Origin of the sequence: Micromonospora sp. NPDC002389 (assembly GCF_040296095.1) — a bacterium.
GTDB lineage: Bacteria > Actinomycetota > Actinomycetes > Mycobacteriales > Micromonosporaceae > Micromonospora.
Map to the genome: position 1 here is coordinate 40,884 of NZ_JBEOWP010000011.1, position 19,921 is coordinate 60,804.

The window sequence follows — 19,921 nt, forward strand, 5'->3', positions numbered from 1 at the left end:
ACCTTTCGGACCGGGCTCTGCACAGTCACGCGGTGTCCCTTCGGTTCGTCCCCGCTGGCCGGAAGCCACGGCCGTGAGAGCGCACGGTACCTGATCCAGATGTCCGCTGACAGACGTCCGAGGATCGGTTTTCCGTCTCGTGGGACGCAGCGGGCGGAAGGGGCATCTCATCGCCGTCGGACAATTTCCCCGAAGCCTCCCACCTGCCCTTTCTACCCCTGGTGAGACGTACACCTGTCAATGCGTTGACAGGTGCGCGAGGCCGCCGTTAGGGTCCGATCCGGGTCAATGGAGACCTACCACTCGCGCCGTCGGCAGACACCGCCGGCCGCGCGGAAGCACACCTCGGGGGAGGTGCCCTCAATGGCATCCTCAGCTGCGCTTTGACGATTCTCGGAATGGAGCGCGTCCACCGCGATCCCGCTGAGGTCGGCGCTCTCCTCACAGGACCCACCCGGCCACGTCCGATCCACCGGACCGTGGTCGACCTCGTCGACGAGGCCGTACGGCGTCACCCGGACGCCGAGGCGGTCGTCCATCCCACCGGCGCGCTGACCTACCGGGACGTCGACCGACTGGCCGACGCGGTCGCCGCCGACCTGCTCGCCCACGGCGCACGCCGGGGAGACTTCGTCGCCCTGCTGCTCGACGACCGCGTCGAACAACTCGTCGCGATGCTCGGCACCATGCGGTCGGGCGCCGCCTTCGTGCCGTTCGACCGCGCCTGGCCGGCCCAGCGGCAGCAACGAATGCTCGACGACCTCGCTCCCCGGGCGGTCGTCGGCACGCCACCGCCGTCCACCGGCCGGCCGGTGATCGACGTAGGGACGGAACCGGACGCGGTCGCCGGACCCGTCGTTGCGGCCCGGCCCCGCCCCGACGACCCGATCTACGCGTTCTTCACCAGCGGCTCCACCGGCCTGCCCAAGTGCGCGGTCAACCTGCACCGGGGCCTGGTGAACCGCTTCCTGTCGATGACCGAGAGGTTCGCCGCCGACGGCGCCGTGGTGCTCCAGAACTCCGCGCACACCTTCGACTCGTCGATCTGGCAACTGCTGTGGCCGCTGACCCGTGGCGCCACCGTCGTCATCCCCGACCGCACCGGCATCCTCGACTTCGACGCCACGCTGGCGCAGATCCACCGGCACCGGGTCACCATGACCGACTTCGTGCCGAGCATCTTCGACCTGCTCGTCGAGCGCCTGCGGAGCCGGCCGCAGGACCGGCACCTGCTCTCGTCGATGCGGCAGGTCTTCATCGGCGGCGAGGCCGCCAAGCCGCCGGCCGTGCAGGCGTTCCGGCGGATGTTCCCGGACGTGCGGGTGACCAACACCTACGGGCCCACCGAAGCCTCGATCGGCTCGGTCTTCCACGCCGTCGGCGACGACGACCGTCAGGTCATCCCGCTCGGCCTGCCGCTGCCCAACACGGCCGTGCTGCTCCTGGACGAACACGGCGCGCCCACCCCGCGCGGCGAGGTCGGCCAGATCCATCTCGCGGGAGTGTGTCTCGGCGCGGGCTACCACGGCGACGGCGCCCGCACCCGCCAGGTCTTCGTGCCGAACCGGTACGCCGGGGTCCCCGGTGACCTGCTCTACCGGACCGGCGACTTCGGCTGGGTACGCCACGACGGACTGCTGATGTTCACCGGGCGACGGGACGCCCAGGTCCAGATCGCCGGGGTACGCGTCGACCTCGGCGAGATCGAGTGCACCATCGCCACGCTGCCCGGCCTGCGGCAGGTGAAGGTGCTCGTGGACGAGACCGGTGCCACGGCCACGCTGGTTTGCTTCTATTCGGCGGACGGGGAGGTCGGCGAGGAGACGCTGCGCGAGCACGCCCGCGCCGGTCTGCCCGGTGAGCTGGTGCCGGGCCGGTTCGTGCGTCTCGACAGCCTGCCGCTGCTCACCAACGGCAAGGTGGACCAGCAGCGCCTGCGCGGGCACCTCGCCGACGGTCCGGTGGGCACCGGCAAGCCCGGCCCGGCGTACCCGGCGGGGAGCGTCGAGGCGCGGATCGCCCAGATCTGGGCCCGGGTGCTCGGCTTCGCCGCGTACGACGAGGACTTCTACTGCCTCGGTGGGACCTCGCTCGGCGCCGCCCGACTCGCGGTCGACCTGGAGCGGACGTTCGGGGTGCGGCTCGCCGCCCGCGACCTGGTCCGGGCCTCCACCGTCGCGGCCCAGGCGGAGCTGGTCCGGGGCGGCCGGTCGCTGCCGGCGACCACCGCCGTGCCGCCCGAGTTGGCCCGGGACGCCCGGCTCGGCGACCTGGGCACCGCACCGCCGCGACCGGCAGAGGACCCCGGCACGATCCTCCTGCTCGGGGCGACCGGCTTCGTCGGCGCACAGGTGCTCGCGGCGCTGCTGGCCCACGGCGGCCGGCCGGTGGTCTGCCTGGTCCGGGCCGCTGACGACCAGGCCGCCTCGCGTCGGGTGGCCGCCGCGCTGGCTGCGACCGGCGGCGGGTCGGCGGCGACGCACCGATGGTCCGCGCTCGCCGGTGACCTGGCCCGACCGCAGCTCGGTCTCTCCGGTGACGACTGGCGACGGCTGAGCCGAGAGGTCGGCACGATCGTGGACGCGGCGGGCCGGGTGGACACCCTCCGCGACTACCTCGATCTGCGCGACACCAACGTGCACGGGCTGCGGACGCTCGTCGACCTCGCCGGCACGCAGCTCCGCAAACGGCTCGTCACGCTCTCCACCACCACGGTCCGGAGCACCCCCGGTACGCCGTTGGCCGAGTCGTTCCTCGCGCTCACCTCGGCACCGCCGGTCGACGGCTACAGCCAGTCCAAGTGGGTCGCCGAGCAGCTCGTCCGGGGCGCCGCCGCGCAGGGCGTACCCGGCACCGTCGTCCGACTCGGGGAGGTGGCGGCGCACTCCCGCACCGGCCACGCCAACCCGCGCTCGTCGGTGACGATGATCCTGCGGCTCTGCCTGCGGCTCGGCGTACGCCCGTCGACCGGGCTGCGGGTGGACTGGACGCCGGTCGACGTGGTGGCCCGGATGGTGGCCGCGCTCGCCGACCCGCACCACCCCACGCCCGCCGAGGGCGTGCTGAACGTGGTGGCACCCGCCTCCGTGGCCGTGGCCGACCTGTTGGCCCGGCTACGCGTCGAGGACCGACCACTGCCGGAGATCCGCTACGACGAGTTCCTCGACCGGGCCGCCGACGCGGTCGGCGACGACGAGGTGGCACGCTGCCTCGCCGTCCTGCGTCCCCGCACCGCAGCGGAGACCGAGCCACTGGCCGAGGTGGTCCACGACGCCCTGGTCGGCACCGAGACACCCCTGGCCACCCGGCTGGCGCGGGGACTCGGCCTCGACTGGGGCACCAGCCGGGACAGGGAGATCGACGTGATGATCGACCGTCTCAACCGGACGTACCACGCAGCGGTGGGCCGTCCTCATCTGTCCAGCGGGACAGCTCAGTGAACCGCGACCAACGGGTCCAGGAGACGCCATGAAGGTCAATCTCTACTACGCTCCCTACCCCTCGCAGATCTTCCAGGGCGAGAGCGAGCCGATCAACACCGAACGGCCGCACAACCCGAAGAGCGCACTGACCACGATCGCCGCCGGGCTGCGGGCGTACGCGCCGCACTTCGGCTACTCCTGCGACATCGAGATCGTCGATCTCCAGCTCGGCGGGCAGCGGGTGAAGTACAAGTCGCTCCCGTACGGCCCGCGGATCATGGACTGCTACCGGTACGGCACCCCGTTCGAGGAGGCCGACGAGAAGATCCGCGCGGCGGACGTGCACGGCATCACCTGCAACTTCACCAACAGCGCGCAGATCGTGGCCGACCTGGCGCTGCACATCAAGCGGATCAATCCCAAGGCGATCGTCGTGGTGGGCGGCGTCGACTGCACCGCCCGCCCGCAGTACTACCTGGCCCGGGGCGCCGACGCGGTGGTACGCGGGGAGGGTGAGCTGACCTTCGCGCGGCTGGTGGACGCGGTCTACCGCAAGCAGGACCTGTCCACGGTGCCGAACATCTCGCTGCCGGGTCGACTGATCCCCAGCAAGGTCGACTCGTCCGAGACCGTGCCGATGGACTCGATCGAGCCGATGGCGCTGGACCTCATCCCCGACCTGTCCATCTATGACGACACCGCCGAGGGCCCGCCGCCGGAGGGCGTGCAGGGCAACTTCATCTGCTGGGAGACCTCCCGGGGATGCGCGTGGCGGTGCTCGTTCTGCACCGCGCCGTCCCGGGGCGGCTACCGCTACATGAGCCTGCCGATGATGGAGAAGCACCTCCGGGTCTTCCAGGAGTACGGCATCAAGACGATCGTCTGGCAGGAGGACAACCCGCTCTCCCGGATCCAGCAGAACGGCGCCGGCCGCTACCTGTACGACTCCGGGCGCGAGGACGTCCTCGCCATGTTCCGGATGTTCCGCGAGTACGGCTTCGCCTGGGAGTTCGCCAACGGCATCGAGTTCGGCAAGTTCATGCAGAACGGCAGCTTCGACCACGAACTCGCCGACGCGCTGCTGGGCAGCGAGACCGTCGACGGCCGGTGGATCGGCTGCTACCGGGTGCAGATCCCGCTGGACAACATGAACGTCAAGAAGCGCCGGTTCCCCAAGCTGCTCGGCTTCGACGAGCAGGTGAACGTGCTGGCCACCATGCTCACCGACCACGGCGTCGGCCACCAGACGTACGACCTGTTCATCGGTTACCCGGAGCACGACCGCGAGGGCATCGACATCTTCACCGACTACTGCATGCGGTTGAAGGAGGAGCTGACCTCGGTCGGCAAGGGCAAGTACAAGCCGTACTTCAACGTGTTCAACCTGTCGCTGCTGCCGGGCGCCCGCGACTGGGTGACCCTGCGCTCGCTGCTCCAGTTCGACATCGACGAGAACCCCGAGGTGATCGGGATCTTCCTGTCGGCCATCAACACCGACCACTTCACGTACTGGGACATCTATCAGAAGCGTCTCGAAATGACGAACATGCTCAACGATCGCGAGATGCACCGTCTCTACGACGGCATCTACGCGGGTTGACGGGAGGTCCGGCCATGCGCGTCACCCTCTTCTACGCCCCGTACCCGGGGCAGTCGTTCCGGGACGAGGAGACCACGATCAGCCCGGTTCGGGTACGCAACCCCAAGAGCGCTCTCGTCACGTTGGCCGCCGGGGCACGGGCCTACCTGCGGGAGTGGGGTGTCGACGCGGAGTTCCGGATCGTCGACACCCAGGTCGACGCCGGTGAGCCCGAGCACTACGCCTCGTTCGCGTACGGGCCCCGCACCATCGACTGCATCCGCTACGGCGGCGCCTTCGAGAACTACGCCGACGAGGCCCGGGCCGCCGACGTCATCGGCATCTCGAACAACTTCACCAACTCGGCCCGGGTGGTGACCGACTTCGCCAAGTTCCTCAAGAAAGCCAACCCGGACGCGCTGATCGTGGGCGGCGGGATGGACGTCACCGCCCGGCCCGAGTGGTACCTCGCCAACGGCTTCGACGTGGTGATCCAGCTCGAAGGCGAGCAGACCTTCGCCCGGGTGGTCCAGGCCCGGGCCACCGGCAAGCCGATCGAGAAGTCGGTGCTGAGCCGCCGGGTCGGCGACGGCATCGTCATCATGGGCGGCCCCCAGCTCAACCTGGCCGAGCTGCCGCCGATGGCACTGGACCTGATCGACGACCTGTCCATCTATGACGACACCGGCGAGGGCCAGCCGCCGATGACGGTACGGGCGCCGTTCACCTGCTTCGAGACCTCGCGCGGTTGTTACCGGACCTGCTCGTTCTGCGCGACCCCCATGCGCGGGCACTACCGCTACATGAAGCCGGACGTGGTGCGTCGGCACTTCGACCACTTCCGGTCGGTCGGCATCTCGAACATCCTCTTCCAGGAGGACAACACGCTCTCCCGGATCCAGCGGTCCGGCCGGGGCACGCTGCTGCACGACTCCGGCCGCGAGGACACGCTGGAGATCTTCCGGATCGCCCGGGAGTACGAGTTCTCCTGGGAGTTCGCCAACGGGCTCGAATTCGGCAAGTTCCTGGACCTGGGCGAGGTGGACCGGGAACTGATGGAGACGCTGTTCTGGAACGACACCAGCGGCGACCGGTGGGTCGGTTGTTATCGGGTCCAGATTCCGTTGGAATACCTCGGTGACGAGCCCACCCAGAAGTTCCGTAAGCTGCGTCCGTTCCAGGAGCAGATGCGGATCATCACGTCCATGCTGGACCTGGGCGTCCGATATCTGACGTTCAACATGCTGATCGGGCACGACGACGATGACCAATCGATGATCGACATGTATCTGGACCGGTGCCTCGAACTCAAGGACCGGCTGGTCGAGGCCAGTCCCGAGGCGACCAACTACTTCAACGTGTTCAACCGGACGCTGCTGCCCGGTACCGCCGACTTCCGCAAGAAGGCGGACCGGCTCGCCTTCGACATCGAACAGAACCCGGAGGTGATCAGCGTCTACCTCTCGCCGATGCCGTCCAAGCACCTGTCCTACTACGAGTTGTTCGAGCAGCGGCTCCGGCTCACCGAGGCGCTGAACGGGTCGCTGATCGACCAGTACGACGGGATCTACCGGCCGCGGGCCGGTGCCGACGCCACCCCGGTGGCCTGATTGGACGCCCGTGTCGCTGGTTGACGCCGTCGGGCGGTACGTCGAACTCTGGCGTACCCCCGGCGTACCCAGGGTGATGCTGCCCGCGATGCTCGCCCGGCTGCCGGTGGCGATCGAGCCACTCGCGATCTTCCTGCACGTCAGTGAGAAGACCGGGTCCTACTCGGCCGGCGCGACCGCGCTCGCCCTGTTCTCCGGTGCCCTGGCGGTCGCCTGGCCGGTGCACGGCCGGCTGATCGACCGCCACGGGCTGCGCCGGGTGCTGCCGGTGCTGGCGTTGCTGCACGCGGTGGCACTGGTCGGGTTCGTCGCCGCGAACCAGGGGCCCGGCTGGATGCTGATCTCGTCCGTGGTGCCGGTGGCGCTCACCATGGCACCGGTCGGCTCGACCGTCCGGGCGGCCTGGGCCCTGATCCTGCCGCCCGGGCCGAAGCTGAACACCGCCAACGCCCTGGAAGCGGTGCTGATCGAAGTGTTCTTCGTGATCGGGCCGGCGGCGACCGGCCTGTTCACCGGTGTCTTCAGCGCGCTCGCCACCACCCTGCTCGCCGGCGGCATGCTGGTGGTCGGCTCGCTGCTCTACGCCAGCGCCCCGGCCGTCGCCACGCTGCGCAAGCCGGACGGGTCGGCGGAGTCCGACGCGACGACCGGCGATGCCCCTGGGCGTACCCGAGGGCCGTGGCGGATCCCCGGCGTGGTGGCGATCCTGGTCGCCGCCGGTGCCGCCGCCGCGGCCTTCGCCGTCCTTGAGGTCGCGGTGCCGGCCACCGTGTCGGCGCTGGGCAGCACGGCGGCCACCGGCGTGGCGCTGCTGTCGCTACCCCCGGCGGCCAGCGTCCTCGGCGGGCTGGTCTACGGCGCCCGGCAGCACACCCGCCGACCGGTGCACCGCTACCTCGTGCTGCTGGCGGTGGCGCTGGCCTGCATGATCCCGCTGGTCTTCGCCACCTCGATCCCGGTGCTCGCGGTCTGCCTGTTCCTCGCCGGCCTGCCGTTGGCGGCGCTGAGCGCCGAGGAGTTCGGGTTGCTCGGCACGCTGGTGCCCAAGACGGTGATCAACGAGTCGTTCGCGCTGGCGGCGACGATGATGGCGGTCGGCAGTGCGGTGGGCACCCTGGTGGCCGGTGCGGTCCTGGGTTGGTTTGGCCCCGCCGAGGCGCGTCTGCTGTCCCCGGTGGCCGCGCTCGTCGCGTTCGCGGCCATCTTGTGGGTGCGGGATACGCTGAGTCGCGTCGATGCCCCGGCCAGCGTCGGCAGCGCATCGTGACCGGCTGAGCCACCAGTCGCCGGGCACCACCGGGCCGGAATCCGCAGCAGCAGCGAGGGGGACGCGTGTCTGGTTTCGGGGGGAGCGACTACTACGGCGTCCGCAGGTGGGAGATGTCCACCGAGGACGCGCTGGACCGGGCCTGGGTCGGTGTCGACGACGTCGACCTGGTGATCGTCACCGACCCGGCCCGAGACCGGTGGGCGGATCTGACGGCGTCAGGTTTCCGACTCAAGCCACGCTGGGTGACCTGGGGACGGCGTACCCCGGAGCGGACGGCGGACTTCCTGGCCGCCCTGCCGAAGGCGGAACGGCAGAACGTCCGCCACGCGCTGCGGTACGTCGAGGCGGAGGGGCTCGACGTACAGGTGCACGACCGGATCGACCCGGACCTGTTCGGCGAGTTCCTCGTCGTCTACGACGCGCAGATCGCCACCATGCCGTACGGCCTGCCGGCGGCGCACGCGGTCGCCGCCACCGAGACCGGGCTCGCCGACTTCGTGCTGGTCACCGCCCGGTCCGCCGGTGAGCTGGTCGGCGCGGTGATGTGCCGCGTCACGCCCGAGGCGCTGCGGGTCGCCTACTCGGCCGCCCGGCCGCAGGCCCGACGCGGGATGATCAGCCGCGCGCTCTACGTGGCCGCGTTCGAGGAGAGCGCCCGACGCGGCCTCCCGTGGATCTCGCTCGGCACCGACCCGACCCTGTACGGCCACATCGCGCAGGCGGGGCTGTTCAGCTTCAAGAGCCGCCTCGGTTTCGTACCGGTCCCGCTGCACCACCTCGACCCGGACGACGACGGCTGCGACGAGGCCGAGCTGGTGCTGCGTACCGACCGGCTCGCCGATCCGGTGCTGAGCCTCTGCTACGCCCGACCGCCCGACCGGGCGGCCACCTGGGCGGACCCGCTGCCGATGCGGCTGGACGTGCTGAGCCCCGCCGACGGGCTGGACCTGCGTCCCTATCGGGCGTCGTTCGTGACCGAGGTGGTCGCGGCACCGCCGCACGGTGTCCCCGGCCACGGCGTCGACCCGGCCACCGCCGACACCGACGAGACCATCGTGATCGTCGACCCGTTCTCCACCGGCGCGCTCCTGGCACCCGAGTTCGCCCGGCACGGTCGGCGCTGCGTGGCCGTCCTCACCGGCACGATCAACGAGCGCTACGCCGCCGGGCTGCGCCGGGAGCACTTCGTCGACGTGCTGACCGCGTCCGGCGACGATCCGGCGGCCCTCCGGCAGCTCGCCGACCGGCTCGCCCCGATGCGACCGGGCCACGTGATCCCGGGCTGCGAGTGGGGCGTCGACCTGGCCGACGACCTCGCCGCCGAGCTGGGGCTGCCGGGCAACTCCCGGACCGAGGACCGCCCCCGGCGGCAGAAGCCGGCGATGATGGCCGCCGCCGCCCGCGCCGGCCTGCGGGTGCCACTCGGCACCCAGGTCCGCAGCATCGAGGAACTCGACGACTGGTTGGCCGCCACGCGGGTGCTCCCGGTCGTGGTCAAGCCCGCCGCCAGCGCCGGTTCCGAAGGGGTGCACTTCTGCGCGGACGGCACCGAGGCCCGGTCGGCGGCGGGCAAACTGCTCGGCTCGGCCAACGCGATGGCCCAGGTCAACGACTCGCTGCTGGTGCAGGAGCAGTTGGTCGGCCAGCAGTACTTCGTCAACAGCGTGAGCCTCGATGGTCGGCACCACGTCCACGAGATCTGGCGCGACGACCGGATCTTCGTCGACGGGCGGCCGGTGTACGACCGGCAGGTCCTGCTGGATGGCACGGGTGAGATCCAGGACCAGGTACGCGTCTTCGTCGAACGGGTGCTGGACGCGCTCGGCGTGCACGACGGCCCGGCACACACCGAACTCTTCGTCGACGACCGGGGACCGGTGCTGATCGAGTCCGGTGCCCGTCTCGAAGGAGGCGTCACGCCGGACGGGCCGGCGCAGGCGACCGGGGAGAGCCAGCTCTCGCTGACCGTCGAGCGGTACGCCGCACCGGAACGCTTCCGCCGCCGGCTCGGCGCCGGATACCGCCGCCACCGGGCCCTGATGGTGGTCTGCCTGGTGGCCCCGTACGACGGTCTGATCGCCGACGGTGCCGCCGACCGCCTCGCCGAGATCCCCTCGGTGCTGTGCGGGTCGGCGTTGAATCTGCTGCCGGACACGCCGGTGCACCGGACCGTCGACCTGTTCACCTCGCCCGGCCATCTCTATCTGATCTCCGACGACCCGAGCCGTTTGGAGGAGGATTACCAGCGTATTCGTGCCCTCGAACAGGACCGCCTCTACAAGCACAGGTAGGGGCCGATCTTCGTTGAGTGGACGGATATCCTGTGCGCTGATCTCCTGAATGAGGAACAGATGGACGAGTTCACCTATCGCGACGGCACGCTGCACTGTGAAGGGGTCCCGCTGACCTCGGTGGCCGAGCGTTTCGGCACACCCACCTACGTCTATTCGGCGAGCACCCTGATCGATCACTACCGTCGCTTCGCGAAGGCGTTCGACGCGGTCAACCCGCTGGTCTGTTTCTCGGCGAAGGCGCTGAGCAACGTGCACCTGCTCCGGCTGCTCGGTCGGGAGGGCGCCGGTGTCGACGCGGTCAGCGGCGGCGAACTGCACCGGGCGATGCTGGCGGGCGTCGACCCGGAGCGCACCGTGCTCGCCGGGGTCGGCAAGTCGGAGGCCGAGCTGCGCGAGGCGGTCGTCCGCAACATCCGCTGCATCAACGTCGAGTCCGAGGCCGAGGTCGAGCTGCTGTCCCGGATCGCCCGCCAGGAGGGCAAGCGTCCCCGGCTGGCGATCCGGGTCAACCCGGACGTGGCACCGGACGAGCGGACCCCGGCACGGACGACCACCGGCACGCGGGGCGGCAAGTTCGGCGTGGACATCGACCGTGCCGCCGCGCTGTTCGCGCACGCCGCCGCCGACGAGGCGCTGCGCATCGAGGGCTTCCACGTCCACCTGGGCAGCCCGATCTTCGACCCGCAGGTGTACGCCACCGCCCTCGACCGGCTGATGGCCCTGGTGGCCCAGCTCGAACAGGCCGGGCACCGCATCACCACGCTCAACCTGGGCGGCGGTTTCCCCGCCGAGTACGTCGACCGCACCGCGCCGAGCTGGGACGACTTCGCCGAGGCGATCATTCCCCGGCTGACCGGGTTCGCCCGCCTCGGCGGTCAGGTGATCTTCGAGCCGGGTCGGACCATCGCCGCCAACGCCGGTGTGCTGGTCAGCACCGTCCGCTACCTCAAGCAGGCCGGCGAGCGGCAGCTCGTGGTGCTCGACGCGGGCATGACGCACCTGGCCCGGGCCGCGATGTACGACAGCTACCACTTCATGTGGCCGGTCCAGCCTCCGGCGGACGCCACGCCGGTCTCCCGGGACGTGTCCGGCCTGGCCGGGCTGACCTCGTACGACGTGGTGGGGCCGATCTGCGAGTCCAGCGACTACCTGGCGCGGGGTCGTTCGCTGCCCGAGCTGGAGCCCGGTGCGCACTTCGCGATCTTCACCGCCGGGGCGTACGGCATGACGATGACCAGCAACTACAACAGTCAGCAGCGGCCCGCCGAGGTGCTGGTGCACGGCGACCAGGTGACGTTGATCCGCCGTCGGGAGACCTACGACGACCTGGTGGCCCTGGAACTGTTCGACGACGGCGACAGCCAGGGGAGTTGATGGACGACCTGTCGGTCACCACCCGACGTTCGGTCACCGAGATCGGCGAGGACGTGTGGAACGGTCTCGCCGCCGGTGACGGCTTCTACCTCGGCTACCCGTGGGTGGCCTGGTCGGAGACCGACAGGTCGTTCGACACCACCTACCTCGTCGTGCAGGACGCGGCCGGCACCACGCTGGCGGCGGTCGCCACCTACCTCTGGCACGGCGCGAGTGTGCCGTCGATGAACCTGGCCTACAGCCCGAGCCACATGGCCGAGGAGAACCTCGGGCGGCCGCTGTCGCCCGAGGAGCACGCGGCCTTCCTGCCGGTGCTGCTGGTGGGCTCACGGGCCGGCTACCACGGCGCGGTCGCGATCGCCGACGACCTCACCGCCGACCGGCGGGACGCCGTGCTGACCGCCCTCTTCACCGAGGTGGAGGCGCTGGCCGCGCGGCTCGGCGCGGCCAGCGTCGCGCTGCTCTACACACCGGTGGCGAACGTCGCCGCGTACCAGGCCGCGTGGACGCAGGCGGTCGGCCCGAACGGTCCGCCGCCGGTGGCCGCGCCGCTGTCGGCCGAGGCGGTGCTGCCGGTGCCCGTCGGCGAGGGCTCCGCCGGGGCAGCCGGACGCCGCGAGTGGCGACGGGAACGCCGCCGGTACGAGGCCACCGTGGACCGGGTCGAGACGGTGCCGCTCTCCGCCTGCGTGGACGTGATCGCCCCGCTGCTCGGCGCGACGCAACGCAAGTACGGCGGCCCCGACACGGACGCCGACATGCACGCCTACTTCGCCTCGCAGGTGCCCGCGCTCGACGCGTACAGCCACGTGCTCCTGGAGTACGCGGGCGACACCGTGGTCGGGTTCAGCCTCAACTACCTGTGGCCCGACGGCGTGTACGTCCGCGCCGCCGGGTTCGCCGAGGGGGCGGCGCCCTACTCGTACTTCAACCTCAGCATGTACCGACCACGGGAGCTGGCGGCGGAACGCGGCCTGGGCCTGGTGCACCTCGGTGCCGGCACGTACGGCGCCAAACGCGCGCGGGGCGCCGAACCGCGCTGGACGGCTGGTCTGGTCCGACCGCCGGTCGGCGTCTCCGCCGAGATCGTGCGTTCCTTCGCGTCGCCCGGCTCGGACCATCAGCAGGCGGTACGCGTGTGGGGCGACGGCACACCCCCTCAACCCCCTCGGGCACCGGAGAGGTGACACATGCGCTACCGCAGGTTCGGCCGACTGGGCTGGCAGGTCAGTGAGGTCTCGTACGGCATGTGGGGCGTCGGCGGCGGTCTGCACGGCTGGACCGGCGTCGAGGACGACGAGAAGATCGCCGCTCTCCAGCGGGCCGTGGACCTGGGCTGCAACTTCTTCGACACGGCCTGGGTGTACGGGCGCGGGCACAGCGAGCGGGTGCTGGGCGAGCTGGTACGCGCCAACCCGGACACCCGGCTGTACGTCGCCACCAAGGTGCCGCCGAAGGACATGCGCTGGCCGTCGACCCGCGAGTCCACCCTGGACGAGGTGTTCCCGCCGGAGCACATCGAGGAGTACGTCCACACGAGTCTCGGCAACCTCGGCCTGGACACCATCGACCTGTTGCAGTTGCACGTCTGGGAGGACTCCTGGGCGGACGACCCGCGCTGGCAGCGGACCCTCACCGGGCTGCGTGAGCAGGGCCTGATCGGCGGCATCGGCATCTCGGTGAACCGCTGGGAGTCCTGGAACGGCGTACGGGCGCTGGCCACCGGGCTGATCGACGCGGTCCAGGTGATCTACAACATCTTCGACCAGGCTCCCGAGGACGACCTGTTCCCGGCGGCGGCGGAACACGACGTGGCGGTCATCGCCCGGGTGCCGTTCGACGAGGGCACGTTGACCGGCACGTTGACGACGGAGACGACCTGGCCGGAGGGGGACTGGCGCAACTCGTACTTCGTGCCGGAGAACCTCGCCGCCAGCGTCGAGCGGGCCGAGGAGTTGCGCAAGGACCTGCCGTCCGGGATGCCGATGCCGGAGGCGGCGCTGCGGTTCATCCTCGCCGAACCCCGGGTCGCCACCGTCATCCCCGGGATGCGGCGGGTCGCCCACGTCGACCGCAACCTCGCGGTGAGCGACGGGCAGCCGCTCGACCCGGCGCTGCTGGAGACCCTGCGTGGCCACCGCTGGTCACGCCAGCCGACCTGGTGGTCCCAGTAGCCAAGCCGCCGTCGGTCGGGTCAGGACGGGGACGGGGTCAGCCGGGTACGCGGGCCGGCGCGCAGCACGCCGGAGGGCAGGCGTCGACCGGTCAGCTCCTCGGCCAGTTCGGCCACCTCGATCAGGGCGTCCAGGTCGATGCCGGTGTCGATGCCCATGTCGTGCAGCATGTGCACCGCCTCCTCGGTGGCCAGGTTGCCGCTGGCACCGGGCGCGTAGGGGCAGCCGCCCAGCCCACCCACGCTGGCGTCGAACTCGGTGACACCCAGTTCCAGGGCGGTCAGCAGGTTGGCCAGTGCGGTGCCCCGGGTGTTGTGGAAGTGCAGCAGCACCGGCACGTCCGCGTTGCGGTCGCGTACGGCGGTGAGCAGGTCACGGACCCGTCGGGGCGTACCCATGCCGGTGGTGTCGCCGAACGCGACGCGGTCGGCGCCGTCGCGGACCACGCGGTCGACGATGGCGGCGACGCGGGCCGGGTCGACGTCCCCCTCGTAGGGGCAGCCGAAGCTGGTCGCGATGATCACCTCTGCGGTGGCTCCGGCCTGGTGCAGCAGGTCGATCAGCTCGGCGATGTCGTCCAACGACTCGTCGGTGCCCCGGTTGACGTTGCGGCGGTTGTGCGTGTCGCTGGCCGAGACGACCACCTCGATCTCGGTGAAGCCGGCGGCCAGGGCGCGCTGCGCCCCCTTCGAGTTGGGCACCAGCGCCGAGTAGCGAACCCCGTCGACCTTCGCCGCCCGCCGCCACACCTCGTCGGCGTCGGCCATCTGCGGGATCGCCCGGGGGTGCACGAACGACACCGCCTCGATCCGCCGTACCCCGGTGCGGGAGAGGGCGTCGAGCAGCCGCACCTTGGCCTCGGTCGGGATCGGGTCCTCGTTCTGCAACCCGTCGCGCGGCCCGACCTCGCGGATCGAGACGGACTTCGGCAGCTCCGCCATCACGGCATCACCTCACTGTGACACTCACTTGTCGCTGACCGTCCAAGTGTGTCACGTCGGGCGGTGACCGCAACGGTCCCGAGGCGCAAGCCGCAACGGGCACCTCGGGACCGGCGGGGTCAGCGCATCCGGGAGACGATGCCGGTGTCGTAGTCGCCGGAGACGAACTCCGGGTTCTCCAGCAACTCGGCGAAGAACGGCAGGTTGTTCTTGGGACCGGCCAGCTCGAATCCGGCCACCGCCGCGCGGGCGCGGTCGATCGCCTCGGCCCGGGTGGGCGCGTCGACCACGAGCTTGGCCATCAGGCTGTCGTAGAACGGGGTCACGGTGTTGCCGGCGACGTAGCCGGAGTCGACGCGTACTCCGGCACCGGTCGGCTCGACCCAGGTCTTGACCACGCCCGGGCCGGGCAGGAAACGCTTCGGGTCCTCGGCGTTGATCCGCAGCTCGATGGCGTGCCCGCGCGGCGTCAACGCGTCCGGGTCGAAGGTCGGCGCCAACCCGGCGGCCACCCGGAGCTGCTCCTCGACCAGGTCCAGGCCGTAGACCAGCTCGGTGACCGGGTGCTCCACCTGAAGCCGGGTGTTCATCTCCAAGAAGAAAAATTCTTCGGAGGCGGGGCTATCCCCTCTGAGATCCCGCTGACGCGGGACCAGCAAGCATTCCACCGTGCCCGCGTTGCGGTACTTCACCGCCTCGCCGGCCCGGACCGCCGCCGCCAGCAGGCGGGTACGCAGCTCCGGCGTAACCGCCGGTGACGGCGACTCCTCGACCAGCTTCTGGTTGCGGCGCTGCACCGAGCACTCGCGTTCGCCCAACGCCACCACCCGGCCGTCGGCCAGCCCGAGGATCTGCACCTCGACGTGACGTACCCGGGGGAAGTAGCGCTCGATCAGCACCGAGCCGTCGCCGAACATCCGCTCGGCGAACGCGCGCACCTTGTCGTACTCGGTGTCCAGCGCAGCCTCGTCGGCGGCCACGCCCATACCCATGCCACCACCGCCCGCGGCGGCCTTCACCATCACCGGATAGCCGATCTCGGCCGCCGCGGCGCGCGCCGCAGGCAGGTCCGCCGCCGGTTCGGTGGTGCCGGGTGCCACCGGTACGCCGGCCGCTGCCATCAGGTTCCGCGCATTGATCTTGTCGCCCATCGCGCTGATCGCGTCCGCGTCCGGTCCGACCCAGATCAGACCGGCCGCCTCGACCGCGCGGGCGAAGTCGGCGTTCTCCGACAGGAAGCCGTAGCCGGGGTGGATCGCCTGCGCACCGGTCGACTCGGCGGCGGCGAGAACGGCCTCGGCGTTGCGGTAGCTCTGCGCCGGGTTGGCCGGTCCGACACAGATCGCCTGGTCGGCCTCGGTGACGAACGGCAGATCGGTGTCGGCCTCCGAGTGCACCGCGATCGCGCGTACCCCGAGCCGCTTGGCGGTACGGATGATCCGGCGGGCTATCTCACCTCGGTTGGCGACCAGCAACGACTCGATCATGCTTCCTCCGCGTTCCATTTTGTGGGACGCGGGCAAGCCAACCACGCCAGCCCGGATGTAAGGAAGGGTCCCCTGCTAACGCCTGCGGTATAGCAGGGGTCCCCTCCTAACATCTAGGCCGGAGAAGGGTGCGGGGTGGTGGTGCGCGAGGGTGCGGGTCAGGCCGGGTCGGTCGGGGCGAGCAGGGCGGCCAGGGTCGCGGCACGCAGCAGCTCGGCCCGGCGGCGACGGTCGACCTCGCCACCGAGGAACGGGGTGGAGTTCATCAGACCGAAGGCGGCGTGCGCCAACACCCGCGCCTCGCCGGCCGGCAGGCCCGGGTGCAGCGCGGTCAGCACGATGACCCACTCCTCGACATAGAGGCGCTGGAGTCGCCGGATGCGCCGCCGAGGCTCCTCGGGCAACCGGTCCAGCTCGTGCAGGTGCAACGCGATGACGGCCGGGTTGGCCAACGCGAAGTCGACGTGGAAGTCGATCAGCGACTCCAGGACCGCCCGAGGGTCGCCGGGATGCGCGGCGGACCGCTGCCGACCGCCCTCCAGCAGGCCCTCGCTCACCGGCACCAGCGCGGCGACCAGCATCGCCTCCTTGCCGGCGAAGTGGTGGTAAAGCGCCGGGCCGGTCACCCCGGCGGCCGCGCCGATGTCGTCCATCGACACGCCGTGGTAGCCGCGGGAGGCGAAGAGCCCCACCGCGATCTCCAGAATCTCGTCTTTGCGGGACCGGCGCCGCCCCGACCCCGTGGCCCCGCTGCTCCCGCCCCGGGCCTGCTGCTCCACCGTCACCGGGTCAGCGTAGACCCACCGGGAAAGAGACGTGGGCCCTTGGTTACCCGCCAGTCCGATTGCCGGGAAAGGCCCACGAATCCCCAGGTCGTCAGTGGTCGTGATCCAGGTCGTGCTGCTTGCGCAGGTCGGTCGCCTCCGCCGAGCGACCCAGCTCGTCCAGCGCGCGGGCGAGCAGCCAGGCGGCCTGGGCCGTCGGCCTCGACCCGGTCGGCAGACCGCCCAGGACCTCGCGCAGCACCGGCTCCGCCTCGGCCGGTCGGCCCTGCCGCAGCAGCAACTCGCCGGTGAGGATCTCCACTTGTGCCGCCTCGCCGAACGCCTCCACGGACCGCAGTCGGTGTGCGACCCCGGCCAGCCGGTCCAGCGCCTCGTCCTCCCGGTCGTCCGCGGCCAGGACCCGCGCCGCCGTCTCGGCGGCCAGCGACACCTCGTAGATCACCGGCGGCTCGTCGGCGGCTCCGGCGGTCAGCTCACCGGCGAGCCGGTCGGTCGTCTCGACCGCACGCAACGCACTGGCCGTCTCAGCGGCCCAGAGGTACGCCGAGGCCTCCCGGCGACGGGCCCGCAGCTCGTCGAGGTGTTGGCCGGCGAGCTGGTACGCCGAGGCGGCCGCCGCGAACTTCTGTCCCGCCGCCGCGTCCCGGTCGGCCTGGTAGAGGATGTCCCCGGCGTCTTCGAGCACCTGCGCCCGATGCGGGAGATTGTCCGGCCCGTCGAGGTTCTCGGCGAGCCGGTCCAGCAGAGCCAGCGCCGCGTCGATCTCGCCCAGCCCCTGGTAGATACCGGCCAGCATGTGTCGGGCCGCATCGGCGTCCGCCTGGTGACCGAGTCGGTCCAGACCGGTCACTGCCTCCTCGGCCACCTCGGCCGCCTCGCCGAGCCGCCCGGCCACCCGGTACGCGGTAGCCAACTCCCAGCGCAGGTAGGCGTCACCGGCCTCGCCCCGCTCAACGCAGAGCGCCACCGCCTCGGCGAAGTCCTCCACCGCCTCGTCGGCGCGCTGTGCCGCGATCAGCGCCCGGGCACGGGTCACCCGCGCCGGCAGGAGCAGCGCGTCCCCGGCGTGGGCCAGTGCCTCGTCGCACGCGGCGACCGCCTGTGCCGGATCCTGCGCGACGCGGGCGTGCGCCAGGGCGGCGGTGGCGATCAGCTCCGGGACCCCTGCCTCCTGGGCGAGCCGATGGGCCTGCTCCGCGCCGGCCCGGAAGGCGTCCTCGTCGTCGAGCTGTTCGAGGATGTGTGCCCGGTGCAACGCGATCCGGGCCGCCAGGAACGGGTCTCCCGCGCCGTCGGCCGCCTGCTCCGAGGCGGCCAGCGCCTCCGGCCAGCGGGCCTGCTGCGCCAGCACCACGGCCAGCCGATCGTGCGCGGCGGCCCGCTGCCGGGCGTCACCGTGCTCGTCGAGGAAGCCGGCGGCGGTGTGCGCCAATGCGTACGCCTCCTCGTCCGGCTCCTCGCCCTGCGCCAGCAGCGCACCGAGGCGGCTGGCGACGACCTGGGCGCGAGCCGGGTCGGACAACTCCTCGTACGCCGCCATGGCCGTCCGGTTGGCCGTCACCGCGCCGGTCACGTCCCCGGCGTCGACCAGCTCGGCGGCGCGCAGTTCGCCCCGGAGGGCACGCTCGCGCGGCGACAGCTCCGCCTCGCCGAAGCGTTCCTCGAAGGCGGCCAAAACGGCACGCATGCCGACGCGGTCGTGGGCCGACCACCGCTGCTCCGCCAGCGCCAGCAGCTCGCCCGCGTCCGCCTCGGCGGGTACGACGAACTCCGCCGACCGGCGCGGCTCGGGGACCGTGACCTCGCGCGGCGCGTCAGCCTCGGAGGCCGCCTCGGTGGCGGTGGCGGTGCGGGTGGTGGACACCGGTCGACGCCGCAGGCTCGCCGAGAGGGGCAGGTGGTCGCCGACCGGCGTCACGGCCAGTCGGTGGGCGATGCCCTCGGACTGGGTGCTGTTGCCGTTGCGGGTGTCGAACCGGGCGGCGATGCCGGTCGCCGTCTCGGCCAGCTCGGCGGCGAGCGCACCCAGCGGCACCTCGGCGGCCGGTCGCTCCCCGAAGGCGCGGCGGTGCACGGTCAGCGCCTGGTCGTCCACCTGGCGCAGCGCGGCGGCGGCCGACGCGGCGAACTGCATCGCGGCGCCCGGCGAGGGGGCCCGGTCCAGCCAGTCCAGGTGCCGCTCGACGATCTCCAGCGCCCGCGCCTCGTTGCCGGTCAACGTGCAGAACTCGATGTGCTCGCTGACGTCCCACAGGTCGGCGATGCTGCCCCGGTGCCGGCGGTACGCCTCCCGGTGCGCGTTGCGCGCCTCGTCGCGCCGACCGCTGTGCAGGTATGCCGGCAGCAACGCGGTGAGGATCCCCTGCGGCTGCTCGGTGCAGCTCAGCCGCCCGCTCAACACCGGCTCGGCCAGCGCCACGGCCTCGTCGTGGCGGCCGGTGCGGGTCAGGTGGTTGACCTGCGTGGTCGGGTCACAGCCTGCGCAGTCGGAGAGCTGGTCGCGGGGCGTGGTCAGCCACTTGCGGTACCACTCCTCGGCCTGCTCCCGGTCGCCGAGGTGGTCGGCGACCCGGTAGCGGTACTTGTACACGGCCTGGAGGCTGTGCCCGCCCTCGCGGTAGCGCCGCTCCATGTCGTCGAGCACCGCGTGGGTGCGGTCCAACGGCACCTCGGGGAAGCTCAGCATCCCGCTGACCATGTGCTTGAAGTGCCAGAGCAGGTGCTGTGCGTACCGCTGGTGGTAGGGCTGCGGGTCCTTGTCGAACTCGGCCAGGCACCAGGCGAAGACGACGAACGACTTGGCCGGTTCGCCGCCGTAGATGTACGTGGTGATGCCCTGGATGCGGACCGCGAAGGCGAGGTGCCGGTCGTCAGCGGCGTCCGCTCGACGCAGCAACTGTTCCAGTGCGGCGATCTGCCCGATGCCGTACGGCATCTCGCCGGTCTGGTGCAGCATCCGCCACAGGTCCTCGTCGGCCACGACGT

General features: G+C 71.3%; 12 protein-coding genes. 8 read left to right on the plus strand and 4 right to left on the minus strand.

Features of this window, described 5'->3' with window-relative positions; all coding sequences use genetic code 11:
* The first annotated feature begins 479 nt into the window (after window positions 1-479).
* From ABT008_RS21080 to ABT008_RS21115, 8 genes are all read left to right on the plus strand, one after another.
* Window positions 480-3,440: a non-ribosomal peptide synthetase gene (locus tag ABT008_RS21080; protein ID WP_350697936.1), complete on the plus strand. Its 2,961-nt coding sequence runs from the start codon at window positions 480-482 to the stop codon at window positions 3,438-3,440.
* A 28-nt stretch (window positions 3,441-3,468) separates the two neighbouring features.
* Complete coding sequence (locus tag ABT008_RS21085) at window positions 3,469-5,022, plus strand: B12-binding domain-containing radical SAM protein (RefSeq protein ID WP_350697937.1); 1,554 nt, start codon at window positions 3,469-3,471, stop codon at window positions 5,020-5,022.
* A 14-nt stretch (window positions 5,023-5,036) separates the two neighbouring features.
* On the plus strand, window positions 5,037-6,611 hold the full coding sequence (locus tag ABT008_RS21090; RefSeq protein WP_350697938.1) for a B12-binding domain-containing radical SAM protein: 1,575 nt from the start codon (window positions 5,037-5,039) through the stop codon (window positions 6,609-6,611).
* A 10-nt stretch (window positions 6,612-6,621) separates the two neighbouring features.
* Window positions 6,622-7,878: an MFS transporter gene (locus ABT008_RS21095; protein WP_350697939.1), complete on the plus strand. Its 1,257-nt coding sequence runs from the start codon at window positions 6,622-6,624 to the stop codon at window positions 7,876-7,878.
* 65 nt (window positions 7,879-7,943) lie between these two features.
* The gene (locus ABT008_RS21100) at window positions 7,944-10,172 is read left to right on the plus strand and encodes a GNAT family N-acetyltransferase (RefSeq protein WP_350697940.1); all 2,229 of its coding nucleotides are present in this window, start codon (window positions 7,944-7,946) and stop codon (window positions 10,170-10,172) included.
* Window positions 10,173-10,232: 60 nt separating this feature from the next.
* On the plus strand, window positions 10,233-11,549 hold the full coding sequence (gene lysA, locus ABT008_RS21105; RefSeq protein WP_350697941.1) for a diaminopimelate decarboxylase: 1,317 nt from the start codon (window positions 10,233-10,235) through the stop codon (window positions 11,547-11,549).
* Complete coding sequence (locus ABT008_RS21110; RefSeq protein ID WP_350697942.1) at window positions 11,549-12,736, plus strand: GNAT family N-acetyltransferase; 1,188 nt, start codon at window positions 11,549-11,551, stop codon at window positions 12,734-12,736. The genes lysA and ABT008_RS21110 overlap by 1 nt, the downstream gene beginning before the upstream one ends.
* Before the next feature lie 3 nt (window positions 12,737-12,739).
* Complete coding sequence (locus tag ABT008_RS21115) at window positions 12,740-13,723, plus strand: aldo/keto reductase (RefSeq protein ID WP_350697943.1); 984 nt, start codon at window positions 12,740-12,742, stop codon at window positions 13,721-13,723.
* 20 nt (window positions 13,724-13,743) lie between these two features.
* Here ABT008_RS21115 and ABT008_RS21120 read toward each other — a convergent pair whose 3' ends face one another.
* From ABT008_RS21120 to ABT008_RS21135, 4 genes are all read right to left on the minus strand, one after another.
* Window positions 13,744-14,655, minus strand: coding sequence for a hydroxymethylglutaryl-CoA lyase (locus ABT008_RS21120; RefSeq protein WP_502890483.1), 912 nt, complete (start codon window positions 14,653-14,655; stop codon window positions 13,744-13,746).
* 128 nt (window positions 14,656-14,783) lie between these two features.
* Window positions 14,784-16,151: an acetyl-CoA carboxylase biotin carboxylase subunit gene (locus ABT008_RS21125; protein ID WP_350697945.1), complete on the minus strand. Its 1,368-nt coding sequence runs from the start codon at window positions 16,149-16,151 to the stop codon at window positions 14,784-14,786.
* Between the two features lie 158 nt (window positions 16,152-16,309).
* Window positions 16,310-16,936, minus strand: coding sequence for a TetR/AcrR family transcriptional regulator (locus ABT008_RS21130; protein WP_350697946.1), 627 nt, complete (start codon window positions 16,934-16,936; stop codon window positions 16,310-16,312).
* A 91-nt stretch (window positions 16,937-17,027) separates the two neighbouring features.
* The gene (locus ABT008_RS21135; protein ID WP_350697947.1) at window positions 17,028-19,916 is read right to left on the minus strand and encodes a hypothetical protein; all 2,889 of its coding nucleotides are present in this window, start codon (window positions 19,914-19,916) and stop codon (window positions 17,028-17,030) included.
* Window positions 19,917-19,921: the final 5 nt, after the last annotated feature.

What these genes read in the sequence shown, in the direction of transcription:
- ABT008_RS21115 (WP_350697943.1), top strand. Translation starts at nt 12,740, where the DNA reads ATGCGCTACCGCAGGTTCGGCCGACTGGGCTGGCAGGTCAGTGAGGTC.
- lysA (WP_350697941.1), top strand. Translation starts at nt 10,233, where the DNA reads ATGGACGAGTTCACCTATCGCGACGGCACGCTGCACTGTGAAGGGGTC.
- ABT008_RS21090 (WP_350697938.1), top strand. Translation starts at nt 5,037, where the DNA reads ATGCGCGTCACCCTCTTCTACGCCCCGTACCCGGGGCAGTCGTTCCGG.
- ABT008_RS21125 (WP_350697945.1), bottom strand. Translation starts at nt 16,151, where the DNA reads ATGATCGAGTCGTTGCTGGTCGCCAACCGAGGTGAGATAGCCCGCCGG.
- ABT008_RS21110 (WP_350697942.1), top strand. Translation starts at nt 11,549, where the DNA reads ATGGACGACCTGTCGGTCACCACCCGACGTTCGGTCACCGAGATCGGC.
- ABT008_RS21085 (WP_350697937.1), top strand. Translation starts at nt 3,469, where the DNA reads ATGAAGGTCAATCTCTACTACGCTCCCTACCCCTCGCAGATCTTCCAG.